We start from the raw sequence: 13,635 nt of genomic DNA, 5'->3' as shown, positions 1-13,635 counted from the left end.
GGTCTAATTGAAGAAACTAGTATTCGTAGTTGGCTTCACGCTTTTCAGCTTGCTCTTCCCATTTAGGAACAACCGTGTCTAAGAAGTGTTGTTTCTCAGCGTTCATCTTATCCATGTCCATTCCAAGCGCTTTTTGAGCCGCTTCTTTTGTCGAGATATCTGGAATCTCGATTGGATCGGTGATGCCTTTCTTCGCCAGTAGACGAACAATCTTAGTACGAGCATCGGCTGCGCGGTCAACGGCAGTACCTAGCACTTCTAGAGCGATTTCAGGTGCGTGCATATGAATACCGTGAGACGCGATAGCGTAGTCCCAACGCCATTGAGCGTGACGGATATCCAGTAGGATAGGCTCCATCTCTTGCTCTGTCGCACCCGCTTCCCATGCCGCGCCTGCTTCAAAGTGAGCAGCTACGATTTGTTTCTCAGCAGTCAGCTTCATGTTCAGAACTTGCGCTTTGCGGCTTGAAACGATGTTACGCATGGTTTCTTTCGATTGAGTGTGACAGTTTGCACACGTATCTTCGAAGCGGTCGAATGGGTTACCCACTTTATGGTCGGTATAAACGGTGCCATCTTCTTTGGTCACTTTCGGCATATGACAGTCAGCACAAACGACTTTGTTCTTACCGTGGATGCCTTCGCGCCATGTTTCGAAACCTGGGTGTTGTGCTTTCAGCATGGGTGCTTTCGATACTTTATGCGTCCAATCTTTAAAGTTGATTGCATCATAGTAGCGTTCCATGTCGCCAACGGTTGTACCTTGGTCCCAAGGGAATTTCACGCCTTTGGTTGGCCCTGTGAAGTAGTATTCCACGTGGCACTGAGCACAAACAGAAGCTTGTTGGTCTAAACGACTTTGCTCATCAAACTTTTTACCAATCGTTTCAAATGCACGTTCAACGTAAGGACGAGTCACCTTAAGTGCTGGTTCACCATTTTTAAAGCCTTCGCTTTTGGTATCGTGACAGTCTGAACAGCCAATAGGGTTAATGATCTCGTTGCCAAGACGCGCCCACTTACCTTCGAAGTAACCATCTTCGCCACGTTCTTCAATAACACGTGCTACGTCTGGGCTCTTACAGCTCCAACATGCCATTGGCATTGGGCCTGAGCTTTCGTCTGTTGGGCCGCCAGTACGAAGCGTTTGTCGTACATCGTCAATCGCATAAAAGTGACCACGTGCCTTGTTGTAATCTTTTGCGAAGCCGTAGCCAGCCCACATGATAACCATGTTGGGATCTTCTTTTAGTGCGTCTTCAATAACTTCGCTTTCTGAAGTCTGTCTCCATGAATGATATTGATCTGGGTGGTTTTGCTCGAACTGGTCGTTACGAGGATCGCCAATTTCTTTTTGTTCAGACGCAGCAAAACTGGTCGCGCTTGCTAGTGATGCGCTAACCATTAATAGGGCTGTGACCGAATTACGTATCCAATGCTTTTTCACAGTGATATCTCCAATATACTGATTCTTATACCAAGCGTTGTGAGTTTGCTATTCAAATTAAGAACTGGAGAATTCCTGTTTATATTAATTCATAAACAAACACATTTTGTTACGTGTTGGATATAGCTTGTCTTAGATCAATTAACGGTAGTGACTTCAATCACGTTGAAGTTTATATACCCCTAAAGGGGTATTGATGGTTAGTGGTATTAAAATTCAATTGAGAACTATTATCATATATAACAGTCAATTACCTAAATTGACCATGATATAAATAGGGTGATTGCGTTCACAGATTAACCCATCCAAATTTCGTATTACCTAATTAGAGGTATATTCTAACTATAGAAAGCGTTGTGGCTTATCCAAAATAAGAATTGATATCATTTAAGCGGTAATAATATCGTTTAAGGGTACTTTTGTTTAACCGGAATATTATTTAGTTGAGAGTTAAATAATGCCGGTATAAGGAAAGGATAAAATGGGCAATATTAAATTGGCCATAGTCATAATGCTTAAATCCCTTCTAGCATTCTGCCTCTATGGTTATTCCATTCATGCTGTTGCTGAGCCTGCTGTTACGCCAGTAGGAGAATCAACAAGACATGAAGTCGAACTAATCCGCGACAAAGACTACAAGTGTGTTCAATGCCATAAAGATTCAAAAGAAACGGTATTGGGTTCACATGGTGAAAGTGCACACGCTTTGCTTGGCCGCGAAGTAAATTGTACCGACTGTCATAGTTCTATTAGCCCCGATCACCGTGAAGGTGCGCCTGAAGTGGTGAAGTATCGCGAGGCTCAATCACAACCGGGAACTGAAAAGGTTTTCCTAGACCCTAGCTTAATTTTAGATGCCAATAGCCAATGTATCGATTGTCACAAGCCTGATGATCTGCGTGAAGCGAGTTGGACTCACGATGTTCACGCGCAAAACTTAACGTGTTCAAACTGCCATGATGTTCATGCGACTGAAGCAAAGGTGTTGGGCTTAGATAAGAAGCAAACCATCAAGCTGTGTGTGGATTGCCATTCAGACTTCAACCAGAAGAAAGAAGAGGAGTAATCTATGAGCTGCTCAAGAAGAAACTTTTTAGCAGGCGCTGGTGCCGTTATTTTTACCACAGGTGTAGCGGGAACTGCGGCGGTAACAAGTCGCAAGACGCTAGCCAATGTTCAAGAAGATGGCACTAAACGTTATGGAATGATTCATGACGAAACCGCTTGTATTGGTTGTACCGCCTGTACTGAAGCATGTCGTGAAGTAAACAAAGTACCTGAAGGTGTATCGCGCTTAGAAATTATTAAGAGTGAGCCCCAAGGCGAATATCCCAATGTTGATTACCGTTTTACTCGTAACTCTTGCCAACATTGTGATAACGCACCTTGTGTGATGGTTTGCCCAACAGGCGCGGCCTACAAAGATGAAAAAACCGGCATTGTCGACGTTCATCAAGAGAAGTGTGTCGGTTGTGGTTATTGTCTATTGGCTTGCCCATATCAAGTGCGCTTTTTCCATCCAGAGAACAAGTCCGCAGATAAATGTAACTTCTGTCGTGATACCAATCTAGCACAAGGGAAGTTGCCTGCTTGTGTCGAATCTTGCCCGACCAATGCGCTGGTCTTTGGCGATCTAAATGACCCTAAGAGTGAGATAAACCAGGTGCTTCAATCTGAGGTGGTTTACAGAGATAAAGCTTATCTAGGTACTCAACCAAAGCTCTATAAAGTGCCACACCAAAAAGGGGAGATTTGATTATGAGTGCATGGGACGCAGCTTTTCAGTCTGGTACGGTGGTATGGGACTGGATTATAGCAATCTATCTATTTCTCGCGGGGATGTCGGCCGGTGCCGTAATGATCTCCATTTACCTAAAACGTAAGGTCATTGAAGGCGACCCTGCTCATAATGGTGTGTTAAAGGCCACGGCTTTTCTTGCGCCATTTGGGATCATTTCAGGCCTGCTTATCTTGGTTTTCCACCTGACAAAACCGTTATCCTTTTGGAAGATCATGATCTTCTATAATCCAACGTCTGTGATGTCGATGGGGGTGATCTTATTCCAAGTATATATGGTGATCTTATTCCTTTGGATCGGCATTATATTTAGGGATCAAATAGTCGTGTTCTTGAATGATCAAGCATGGTTAAAAGGGCGACTTGATTTTGTCGGTAATTGGATTGGCAAATTAGAAGTGTTTGAGAATGCTCTGGAAATATTCTTAGCTGTTCTTGCTCTGATGCTTGCCGCTTATACCGGATTCTTGCTTTCAGCTTTAAATACCTTCCCACTATTGAATAACCCAGTGCTGCCGATTTTGTTCTTATTCTCGAGCTTATCTTCGGGAGCGGCGGCGTGTATTTTATTTGGTGTGCTGGTCTTTAAAGAATCACCTCATAGCCCGACTATTTCATGGATCCACGGATTCGAACGTCCAGTCGTGATGTTTGAATTGTTTGTTCTTATTACTTTCTTTACTGGGCTTATCTTCGCTGGTGGTCAAAGTGAACAAGCAGTATGGAACGCAATTGGCAGTGGCTTCTGGGCAAGTTGGTTCTGGTATGGTGTCATCGGTGTCGGTATGGTTTTACCGTTGCTGCTGAATGCCGTTACACCAACCTCAATCCGCCATAGCTCGGTGTATATTTTCTCCGTGACTTCGCTAAGCCTAATGGGCGTATTGATGCTACGAACTTTTGTTCTTTATGCAGGGCAGTTAACGATAGCTTAATTTTGCTCAAGTTTATTAGTGAGCAGATGTTAGATACTGAATATCTGCTTATTAATGAACATGCTTTAAATAAACATGAGATGCGTGTTCAGATTGGCTCTGCTCAAGCGGAGCCTTATTGAGGTGATATGGTCGGTTCTTTGGGGCTGTTTAGTTTAGTGTTGGTTGCTGTACTCAGTAGCATTATTGGTGTGCATTCGTTTTATCAAATGCTAAACAAACGGACGCAAAATATAGGTTTAATCCGCAGTTTCTCTCTTTCAAGTGCGCTGTTTTCTCTCACTTCTGTCGCATTGCTTGGCTACGCTTTTGTCAGTGATGACTTCTCTATCCTCTATGTCGCTGAACATTCAAATACTCAATTACCCTCATTTTTTAAGCTCGCAGCCGTATGGGCAGGCCATGAAGGTTCCTTGTTATTTTGGGTGCTGACGATCAGCGTCTGGTCTGGCGTGATCGCCTTACAAAAACACTATTCGAATGAATACCAAAGCCGAGTGCTGTGGGTGATGAACCTACTGCTCGCGATATTTGCTTGGTTCACGTTATTCGCATCAAATCCGTTTGAAATGAACTCGATCTTGCCGCTAGAAGGGCGTGACCTTAACCCAATGTTGCAAGATGTCGGTCTGATCTTTCACCCGCCATTACTTTACCTTGGCTATGTCGGCTTTTCTGTGGTGCTGGCATTTGCAGTTGCCGCTTTGCTGGTTGATCCAATTGAATTTGATTGGGTTGCTCATTGTCGCAGTTGGTGTCTAGTCGCTTGGATCTTTTTAACTGCAGGGATCATTCTTGGCTCTTGGTGGGCGTATTACGAATTAGGCTGGGGCGGCTGGTGGTTCTGGGATCCTGTTGAAAATGCAAGCTTGTTGCCGTGGCTTACTTCAACAGCTTTACTGCACAGCTTAGGCGTTGCCAAGGGCAAACAACAGCTTCTGAAGTGGTCTCTCAGCCTTGCTTTCATTACGTTTTGTTTGAGTATCTTAGGCACCTTTATTGTTCGTTCTGGCGTATTAACGTCGGTGCATGCTTTTGCTGTTGACCCAACCAAAGGTATCGCACTGCTACTTATATTAGTGTTGGTACTTGTGAGCTCATTTTCTCTGCTTATCATCAGAGGAGAATCTTTTGAATCTAATCCGATTACCAGCTTCGCCAGCAAAAGCTTTTTGAGCTTAGTTGCGGTACTCATTTTTGTACTGGCGACCGCTGTTGTGGTGTTTGGTACGTTTTATCCAATGGTCTTTGAACTGCTTGGGTTGGGGAACATATCGGTAGGTGCACCTTACTTTAATCTGTTAATTGCTCCTTTGGCTTTGCTTGCGTTAGCCGTCATCGGCTTAGCCCCTTTACTGAGTATTAAACCTCAAGCGACTAAAGGTGTTATTACGCTGATCGCTCTAGTATCTATTGGTCTAGGGTTCGCCTGTTACGCTTTGCAAGTCGAGCAGACCCAAGTGATGGTACTAATGACGTGGTCACTCGCGTTTTGGGTTTTACTCACTCATGTTTATGGCTTAGTGGAGACGCGCAGCTCCAAGTTCCAACGCAAAGTCTGGGTGATGACCTTTGCTCATGTCGGGGTTGCGGTGCTCGCCGTAGGCGCTGCAATGAATAGCTATCACTCGTTTGAGCGCAGCTATAAACTAAGCCCTGGCACACAAGTAGAGTTCATGGATTGGACGCTTTCTCATCGTGATACTGAGCTTTATGTCGCCTCAAATTTTACCGCAGAGAAGGCGATACTCAACCTAGATGCCGGTGATAAAAGCTTTACCATCGCGCCAGAAAGAAGACACTACCAAGTTCGAGTCATGAATATGAGTGAGCCTGCAATGAAGTGGTTCTGGCATGGCGATGTTTATATCACCATGGGCGAGAAAGTAGATTCCACCGCTTATGCATTTCGAGTGCAGTACAAGGCGTATGCACGCTGGATCTGGTTTGGTGGGTTGTTTTCCATTCTTGGCGCTTTACTCTCATTGACTCATCGTAAAAAGAAAACCGTTAAGGCGTCACAGTATGCATACCAGCGTTCGTAACAAGCTCATCACGTTAATTATCTTGGCATTAATGGTGGTGTTGGGTTTTGCCTTTGCGCTCAATAACAAACAGCAATCGACGATTGTGTCGGAGCAAAAAAGGGCATTTCCAGAATTCATATCTACTGCGTTAGCGAATAGTGAAGGCATCAGTAGTAAACAGGAAATTACGTTGGCTGATGTCACTCAACATCCTTACCAACTGGTCAATGTATGGGCTTCATGGTGCGGAATATGTAAAACCGAGCACGCTTTTTTACTCGAACTACAAAAGGAAGGTATTCCAATTGTTGGTCTCAATTATCGAGATAACCCCGGTGCTGCGCTTAATGTATTGTCCAACGACGGCAACCCGTACTCAACTGTGATCAGCGATCCTCAAGGGAAGTTGGCGTTAGAACTCGGTGTAATCGGTACTCCTGAGACGTATTTAGTCGATGCTGAAGGCCAAATAGTTAAGAAGTTACTGGGCGTGATTAATGAATCGGTTTGGCGCAAAGAACTTGCGATGTATTTTGATGGTGCGAATGGATGATGAAGCCTTTAATACAAGCACTCGTTATGCTGTCTACGCTTATGGTTATTAGTTTTCCGACTTTGGCAGAAGATCTGTTTACAGCCAATAATAAGGACACGAGTATTCAAGTTGAACTGTTTGAGTTTGAAAACCCAGAACAGCAGCAGCGCGCTATTACATTGGCAAAAACCCTACGTTGCCCGCAATGCCAGAATCAAAACCTGATTGAGTCGAACTCTCCAATTGCAAAAGACTTACGCCTCGTTGTATTCAATATGGTGAAAGCAGGGAAGAGTAATAATGAGATTACTCAATATATGACGGAAAGGTTCGGTGAATTTGTGCTCTATAAACCAGCAATGAGTGTTTCAAACTTATTACTTTGGCTACTTCCGAGCGTATTATTTCTCTTATTTATATATTTATCAGTAAAAAGTGTTAGAAAGAGCTCATAAAAATTATGTATTACTGTTTACCAATTGACCTGTATTTTGTAACATTAAAGGATTATAAAGGCTAAGCACTGTTATATAAGGATGTATCTGTGGATAACGTAATCTCAAATTTAAAGAAAGAGTTCCATACTCATGTCCGATCTGACAAATGGGCAGAAAAATACAGTGCAAAGTCGAGCATTTCTACACTTACTCAAGAAGAGTTAACCGAATTAGAGAACGCTTGGGTTCAGCTTGTCATCTGGAAGCAAACTCAAGTAAGTTGATCGTTCTGTAAAAAATTGTAGTCTTAGCCGCAACTGATTAATTTATAACCCCATGTTGGTCATCGCAATGTGGGGTTTTTTGTTACCTGAAAAATTTTTGTTATAATATAACAATTAGTGCATGGTCGACCTTGAAAAAAATTGTTAACAGCCTCATAGTGTCTATCATTAGATAGTTAGCTACAAAATATTGCCTAGACATATAATGTAGTGTTGTTAAATACATCGAATTTTCAAGTGAGTATAGCTATGGCGGAAGTGCGTGCCAGAATAGATTTCAAAGTAGGGGTAACAAGCAGTATTGATGCTGAACTTCTGTCTTTTCATGGATTGAAAACAGATAAAGAGCATGTTGCTGTGATATTTAAATCAGCAGACAAGACACAAGACATACCTCTTGTTCGTATGCACTCTGAGTGCCTGACTGGTGATGTTTTCCATTCCTCTCGCTGTGACTGTGGTGAGCAGCTAGACGAAACCATTAGAATTATGGGTGAGACGGGTGGAGTGATTCTTTACTTACGCCAAGAAGGTCGTGGTATTGGTTTATACAATAAAATCGATGCATACCGCCTGCAAAGTGAAGGTATGAACACTTACGAAGCCAATAACCATCTAGGTTTCGGTGATGATTTGCGTGATTTTACTGAAGCGGCAGAAATGCTTCGTGCTTTAGGAACCACAAAAATTCGCCTAGTCACTAACAACCCCAAGAAAATTAATGAGCTGAAATCTTTTGGTATTGAGATTGAAGAAGTGGTGAACACCTCTGCTCATGTTAAGTCGGGTAATGAAAGCTACCTGAAGGCAAAAGTCTCACACGGTAAGCATAATCTGGATATCTGATTAGCCTCTTTGTTGCGCTTAACATAAAAATGTTTAAAGACCTCACATATGTGAGGTTTTTTTGTATTTATCTTGCAATAAAATTGTAAGTTTGTATTATTCCAATCCGTAGTGCAAATGATAATGGTTTGCACTATTACTACGAATAATAATTTAAAGCTCAACAAGGACGCTTCATGACTATTAAATCTTTAGTGACAAAAGCCGTAACTTCGTCACTCCTTTTTGCCTCTGCTTCTTCTTTCGCAGCAGTAACTCAAGATCAAGTTGTAGAACATTACGCAGATATTGCTCATGCCGTGTTTGCAGATTCAGTAATTACAGCAAAAGCGTTGAACTCTTCTATTGATACCTTCTTAGCTTCTCCTTCTGCTGGCAACTTCGAACAAGTAAAACAAGCTTGGCTTGAGTCTCGCGTACCTTACCAACAGTCAGAAGTATTCCGCTTTGGTAACGTTGTTGTTGACGATTGGGAAGGCCAATTGAACGCATGGCCACTTGATGAAGGCCTAATCGATTACGTTTCGACTGATTACCAATATGAGCTTGGTAACGAAGGCGCTAGCGCAAACATCGTTGCTAATAAAACTTTCCAAATTGGTCAGACAACGGTAGACGCAACCAACATTACTCCAGAACTAATTGCAGATCTCAACGAGATCGGTGGCTCTGAAGCAAACGTAGCATCTGGCTACCACGCGATTGAATTCCTACTTTGGGGTCAAGATTTAAACGGCACAAACAGCGGTGCAGGTGAGCGTGCTTACACTGATTTCGTTGTTGGTGCTGAGTGTACTAACGGCAACTGTGACCGTCGTGGCGCATACCTAAAAGCATCAGCTGAACTACTTATCCAAGATCTAGAGTGGATGGAAAAACAGTGGGCTGAAGGCGAGAAAGGCAACTACCGCCAAGAGCTTCTTTCTGAATCTAGCGACAACGGCCTACGTAAAATGTTGTTCGGCATGGGTTCACTGTCTCTAGGTGAATTGGCGGGTGAGCGTATGAAAGTGGCTTTAGAAGCTAACTCTACTGAAGATGAGCACGACTGTTTCTCTGATAACACGCACAACTCTCACTACTACAACGAGCAAGGCATCTACAACGTTTACACGGGTCTATATAAGCGTGAAGACGGCACTCTGCTTTCAGGTCCAAGCCTGTTTGACCTAGTTGAGCAAAAAGATGAGCAAGCTGCGAAAGAGATTCAAAAGCAGTTTGATCTAGCACGTGCACAAGTTGGTCAGCTTGTTGTTTCTGCAGAAAAAAATAACCAGCATTTCGATCAGCTAATTGCTGCTGACAACGCTGCGGGGAATGCACTAGTAAACAAAACAATTGTTGCTCTAGTGTCTCAAACCGCTGCAATCGAGCGTGCCGCTGGTGTTATTGGTATTGATAGCCTTAACCCAGACACGGCTGATCACGAGTTCTAAGAACCCGTGACGAAAATCATAAAGGGCTCTCATTGAGCCCTTAATTGTTTGTTACTCATGAAAGTTACTCCCAAATAAAAACTAAAATCAAAAACACAGCAAGGCAATGTATGAAGTCGTATCTATCAGCCTCACTATTAACCGCACTGTTTTTCTTATCGCCATTACACGCCCATGAAACTTACTCTGGTGGTAAAACGACTGTGAAGAAAGAGGGAGCGAATGCTTTTTCTCTTCCTGCAGCCAATCTACCAATGAGCAAACGCTTGGATTTCAGTGTCGGTAACAGCTTCTTTAGAAATCCTTGGGTACCTGCACCCTCATCAACCGATGCGCGTGATGGGTTAGGCCCATTATTCAACACCAACGGTTGTCAAAACTGCCATATTAAAGATGGTCGTGGTCATGCGCCTGAAAAAGGCGATGAGAACGCGGTATCCATGTTGGTTCGCTTAAGTATCCCAGCTGAAACGCCAGAGCAGAGACAAGCTTTCATTCGCGATGGTGGTATTCCAGAACCGACTTACGGCGGCCAGTTACAAGATTTCGCGCTTCAAGGTGTGAAACCAGAGGGTAAAGTGAACATCAGCTACACAGATGTTCCAGTTGAATTCAAAGACGGCACAGTCGTGACTCTGCGTAAACCAACCCTAAAGATTACTGATCTTGCTTTTGGCGAGATGCACCCTAAAACAGAGTTTTCTGCGCGCGTTGCGCCGCCAATGATTGGTCTTGGTCTGCTGGAGAGCATTTCAAAAGAAACGATTCTTGGATTTGCTGATCAGCAATTGGCCGACAAACAAGGTATTTCAGGTAAAGCTAACTATGTTCTCGATGTGCAAACCAACGAAATGGCTCTAGGCCGTTTTGGTTGGAAAGCTGGACAGCCAAACTTAATGCAGCAAAATGCCGCGGCGTTTAACGGTGATTTAGGCTTAACCAGTCGCTTGTTCCCGAATGAAAACTGCACATCAGCGCAATCAACCTGTGATGATTTTCCGAATGGTGGTGAGCCTGAGGTTAGCGACAACATCTTAGATTTTGTTGAGTTCTATTCGCAGCATTTAGCCGTGCCTATTCGTCGTAATGTTGACAATCCAGTCGTTGTTCAGGGTAAAAAGCTGTTTAAAGACGCGGGTTGTCAAAGTTGTCACCAAGCTGAATTCCGCACGGCAGAGCGTGAAGGTTTGCCTGCACTGTCTAAGCAGTTAATTAGCCCATATACCGATATGTTGCTGCACGATATGGGTGAAGGCTTAGCGGATAACCGTCCTGAATATCTTGCGAATGGCCAAGAATGGCGCACAACACCTTTATGGGGATTAGGCTATACCAAAGAAGTGAATGGTCACACGTTCCTGCTTCATGACGGTCGCGCAAGAAACGTTATGGAAGCAGTGCTTTGGCATGGCGGTGAAGCAGAAATGGCGAAACAAAACGTTTTAGCTCTTAGTAGCAGCGAGCGTGAAGCGTTATTGGCGTTCTTAAACTCGTTATAGGCTGAGTTGAATTCAGTTTAGTTAACGGCTAATGACTTAAGAAAGCCGCTATCAAACCACTTAGCGCCGCTGAACTTGTAGGAATACGAGGCCAGCGGTCGTTTCGTATTTAATGAACTCATATAATTAAAAGAAAAATTAGGAAGTAAGGTAACAGCATGACGCATAAATTTTTGTTAATGCCTTTGTCGGTATTAATCATGGCAGGCTGCCAATCATCGGGTGAGCAAGCCGCTTCATCTGAGGTTAATGGTGTGTCTTATCAAGCAGACACGACCGATCACATCAGTCGCAGTGTCTATCAACAAGAGTTTGATTCGGCCGTCCTATTTGCCAAGCAAGCCAATGAGCTAGAAGTCTTGATGCAGGGTTACTGCCAAACCAATGATGTTGAGTTAGATGCATTGAAAAATCAGTGGCAGCTCACCATGAACAGCTGGATGGCGCTACAAGGCCAAGAAAGAGGCCCAACAGCGGCACTAGAAGAGAGCTGGAATGTTCAATTCTGGCCAGACAAAAAGAACACCACAGGCCTAAAAATGCGCCAGCTGACTCAGCAAGATAAAGTTTGGTCCCAGCACGAAATTGCTCAGCAGAGTGTGACCGTTCAAGGGCTAGGTGCGTTGGAATGGTCGCTTTATGACGAGCAATCGCCACTGCTTCAAGACAAAGCGCTAGGTTGCCAATCATCACAAGCGATTACTGAAAACTTAGCGATTAAGTCGTCTTCGATTGCACTGGCATGGCAGGTTAACCCTTGGTTAGCGCTAGACGATACTCGCTGGGAGTCTGAATACATCGCTTTATTGACCAACCAACTTGATTACAGCATGAAAAAGCTGAGTCGCCCGATGGCGAAAATTGGTCATCCGCGTCCTTACTTCTCAGAATCATGGCGTGCACAAACCTCGATGACTCAACTAAAAGCCAATGTAGCAGCACTGCAGAATTTGTACCTTGCCGATGGCAATGGCCTAGACGGCTTGTTGAGAGAGAAGGGCTTAAATGACCTTGCTGACCGTGTTGCTGACCAGTTCACATTGACGCTAGATACTTGGCCTACAGACTCAAGCTTGTTTGAGTTATTGCAGAGTAAAGAGGGCTATCGAGATGTGCTGACTCAATACAACAAACTAGAACGTTTGAAGTACCTCATTCATGAAGAAGTGGCGATAGAGCTTGGCGTGGTAATAGGATTTAATGCTACCGATGGTGACTGATACTACGCGAAGAACGCTACTCAAGGCTGCACTGGGTTGTGCCGCTGTACCAGTACTTCCATTTGGGTGTGCTAGTCGCTCTGGTGCTAGTCGCTCTGGTGCTATGAGCTCATCTCATGAGCCTCAATTAATCGGTTGTGCGCTGAATGGGCGAGGTCAATATTCAGCGGTTGTGGCTGACGAATATGGGATGCCATTGAGTCAACTGCCGATCCCAGATCGTGGTCATGGCGTCGCGATTTGCCCAACCTCATCACATGCGGTGGTTTTTGCTCGTCGTCCTGGTGACTATTTTATGGTGTTTGACTATAAAAACGGTCAGCAGATCAAAATGGTCGTGAAAGGGACTAATCGTCACTTCTATGGTCATGGCGTTTACTCATTAGATGGTAAGTTACTGTATGCCACTGAAGGGAAAACGGACAGCAGCCAAGGTGTGATTGGCGTTTACGACGTCGCTAAAGGCTATCGTAAGGTCGAGGAGTTCACTGGATTTGGTATTGGCCCTCATGAAGTGATCATCATGCCGGATGGAAATCTCGCGATTGGCGTTGGTGGCGTTCATACTGATGGAAGAACCCCAAAAAACTTGGATTCGATGCAACCGAGCTTAAGTTATGTTTCACCTGAAGGTGCGCTGCTTGATCAGGTTGAATTGTTGGATAAGAAGCTGAGCATTCGACACTTAGCCCATGATGGTGCTGAAACCGTGCTTTGTGGCCAGCAATATCGTGGTGAACCCGATGAGTATCCTTCGCTATTAGCTATGCATACTAAAGGTGGGCAGTTTGAATCACTGAACGCAGAGCCAGAGCAATGGGCAAGGTTCAATCACTATATCGCCAGTATTGCGGCGTCAGACGATTGGATTATTGCGACTTCGCCAAGAGGCAACTGCTACGGAATTTGGTCTAAAGAAACCAAAGAGTTAGTAGAACTGTCTGCATTATCTGATGCTTCTGGCGCTGTGCTGCTTGATGGTGAGTTTCGACTAAGCTCTGGGGCGGGAAGTGTGGTAAGCCAGAGCAAGCCTTATGAGAAATCAACTCAGCAATCATCGGTCCAGTGGGATAACCATTGGAGTTCAATCTGATTTATAAAGCCTCTTAAAAATAACATGCTTACTTCTATTTCTTTGCCATACTTATGAGATGGTTGGTGATGGAGTTAA

13 protein-coding genes are annotated in these 13,635 nt (G+C 44.1%); 12 read left to right on the top strand and 1 reads right to left on the bottom strand.

Annotated elements, in window-relative coordinates:
* Nucleotides 1–16: 16 nt before the first annotated feature.
* Nucleotides 17–1,447 carry an ammonia-forming nitrite reductase cytochrome c552 subunit gene (gene nrfA, locus AC3CH4_RS09330; RefSeq protein WP_017091593.1) on the bottom strand — a complete coding sequence of 477 codons (1,431 nt, stop codon included), beginning with the start codon at nt 1,445–1,447 and terminating at the stop codon, nt 17–19.
* Between the two features lie 481 nt (nt 1,448–1,928).
* Here nrfA and nrfB point away from each other — a divergent pair, with 481 nt between their 5' ends.
* The 12 genes from nrfB to AC3CH4_RS09270 all read left to right on the top strand — a co-directional run bounded on the left by nrfB (nt 1,929) and on the right by AC3CH4_RS09270 (nt 13,557).
* A complete protein-coding gene (nrfB, locus tag AC3CH4_RS09325; protein ID WP_004733372.1) occupies nt 1,929–2,513 on the top strand; it encodes a cytochrome c nitrite reductase pentaheme subunit in 585 nt (194 codons plus the stop codon).
* A gap of 3 nt (nt 2,514–2,516) precedes the next feature.
* A complete protein-coding gene (nrfC, locus tag AC3CH4_RS09320) occupies nt 2,517–3,203 on the top strand; it encodes a cytochrome c nitrite reductase Fe-S protein (protein ID WP_016797526.1) in 687 nt (228 codons plus the stop codon).
* 2 nt (nt 3,204–3,205) lie between these two features.
* Nucleotides 3,206–4,180 carry a cytochrome c nitrite reductase subunit NrfD gene (gene nrfD / locus AC3CH4_RS09315; RefSeq protein WP_029222016.1) on the top strand — a complete coding sequence of 325 codons (975 nt, stop codon included), beginning with the start codon at nt 3,206–3,208 and terminating at the stop codon, nt 4,178–4,180.
* 128 nt (nt 4,181–4,308) lie between these two features.
* Nucleotides 4,309–6,225 (top strand): heme lyase CcmF/NrfE family subunit, encoded by a 1,917-nt coding sequence (locus AC3CH4_RS09310; protein WP_488542874.1) that lies wholly within the window; start codon nt 4,309–4,311, stop codon nt 6,223–6,225.
* A complete protein-coding gene (locus AC3CH4_RS09305; protein ID WP_171330945.1) occupies nt 6,206–6,760 on the top strand; it encodes a DsbE family thiol:disulfide interchange protein in 555 nt (184 codons plus the stop codon). The genes AC3CH4_RS09310 and AC3CH4_RS09305 overlap by 20 nt, the downstream gene beginning before the upstream one ends.
* Nucleotides 6,757–7,197 (top strand): heme lyase NrfEFG subunit NrfF, encoded by a 441-nt coding sequence (gene nrfF, locus AC3CH4_RS09300; protein WP_473575715.1) that lies wholly within the window; start codon nt 6,757–6,759, stop codon nt 7,195–7,197. The genes AC3CH4_RS09305 and nrfF overlap by 4 nt, the downstream gene beginning before the upstream one ends.
* An 89-nt stretch (nt 7,198–7,286) precedes the next feature.
* On the top strand, nt 7,287–7,463 hold the full coding sequence (locus tag AC3CH4_RS09295; RefSeq protein WP_017063565.1) for a hypothetical protein: 177 nt from the start codon (nt 7,287–7,289) through the stop codon (nt 7,461–7,463).
* Nucleotides 7,464–7,712: 249 nt separating this feature from the next.
* Nucleotides 7,713–8,309 carry a GTP cyclohydrolase II gene (locus AC3CH4_RS09290; RefSeq protein ID WP_004733379.1) on the top strand — a complete coding sequence of 199 codons (597 nt, stop codon included), beginning with the start codon at nt 7,713–7,715 and terminating at the stop codon, nt 8,307–8,309.
* A 176-nt stretch (nt 8,310–8,485) separates the two neighbouring features.
* Nucleotides 8,486–9,745 carry an imelysin family protein gene (locus AC3CH4_RS09285; protein ID WP_017078703.1) on the top strand — a complete coding sequence of 420 codons (1,260 nt, stop codon included), beginning with the start codon at nt 8,486–8,488 and terminating at the stop codon, nt 9,743–9,745.
* A 110-nt stretch (nt 9,746–9,855) separates the two neighbouring features.
* Complete coding sequence (locus tag AC3CH4_RS09280) at nt 9,856–11,244, top strand: di-heme oxidoreductase family protein (RefSeq protein ID WP_488542873.1); 1,389 nt, start codon at nt 9,856–9,858, stop codon at nt 11,242–11,244.
* A 158-nt stretch (nt 11,245–11,402) separates the two neighbouring features.
* The gene (locus AC3CH4_RS09275) at nt 11,403–12,464 is read left to right on the top strand and encodes an imelysin family protein (protein ID WP_114633717.1); all 1,062 of its coding nucleotides are present in this window, start codon (nt 11,403–11,405) and stop codon (nt 12,462–12,464) included.
* The gene (locus tag AC3CH4_RS09270; protein WP_488542872.1) at nt 12,454–13,557 is read left to right on the top strand and encodes a DUF1513 domain-containing protein; all 1,104 of its coding nucleotides are present in this window, start codon (nt 12,454–12,456) and stop codon (nt 13,555–13,557) included. Before AC3CH4_RS09275 ends, AC3CH4_RS09270 begins: the two co-directional genes overlap by 11 nt.
* The last annotated feature ends 78 nt before the right edge of the window (nt 13,558–13,635 follow it).

The organism is Vibrio sp. QJM3NY_26 (assembly GCF_057786005.1).
This window is presented reverse-complemented; position numbering and strand designations above follow the sequence as displayed.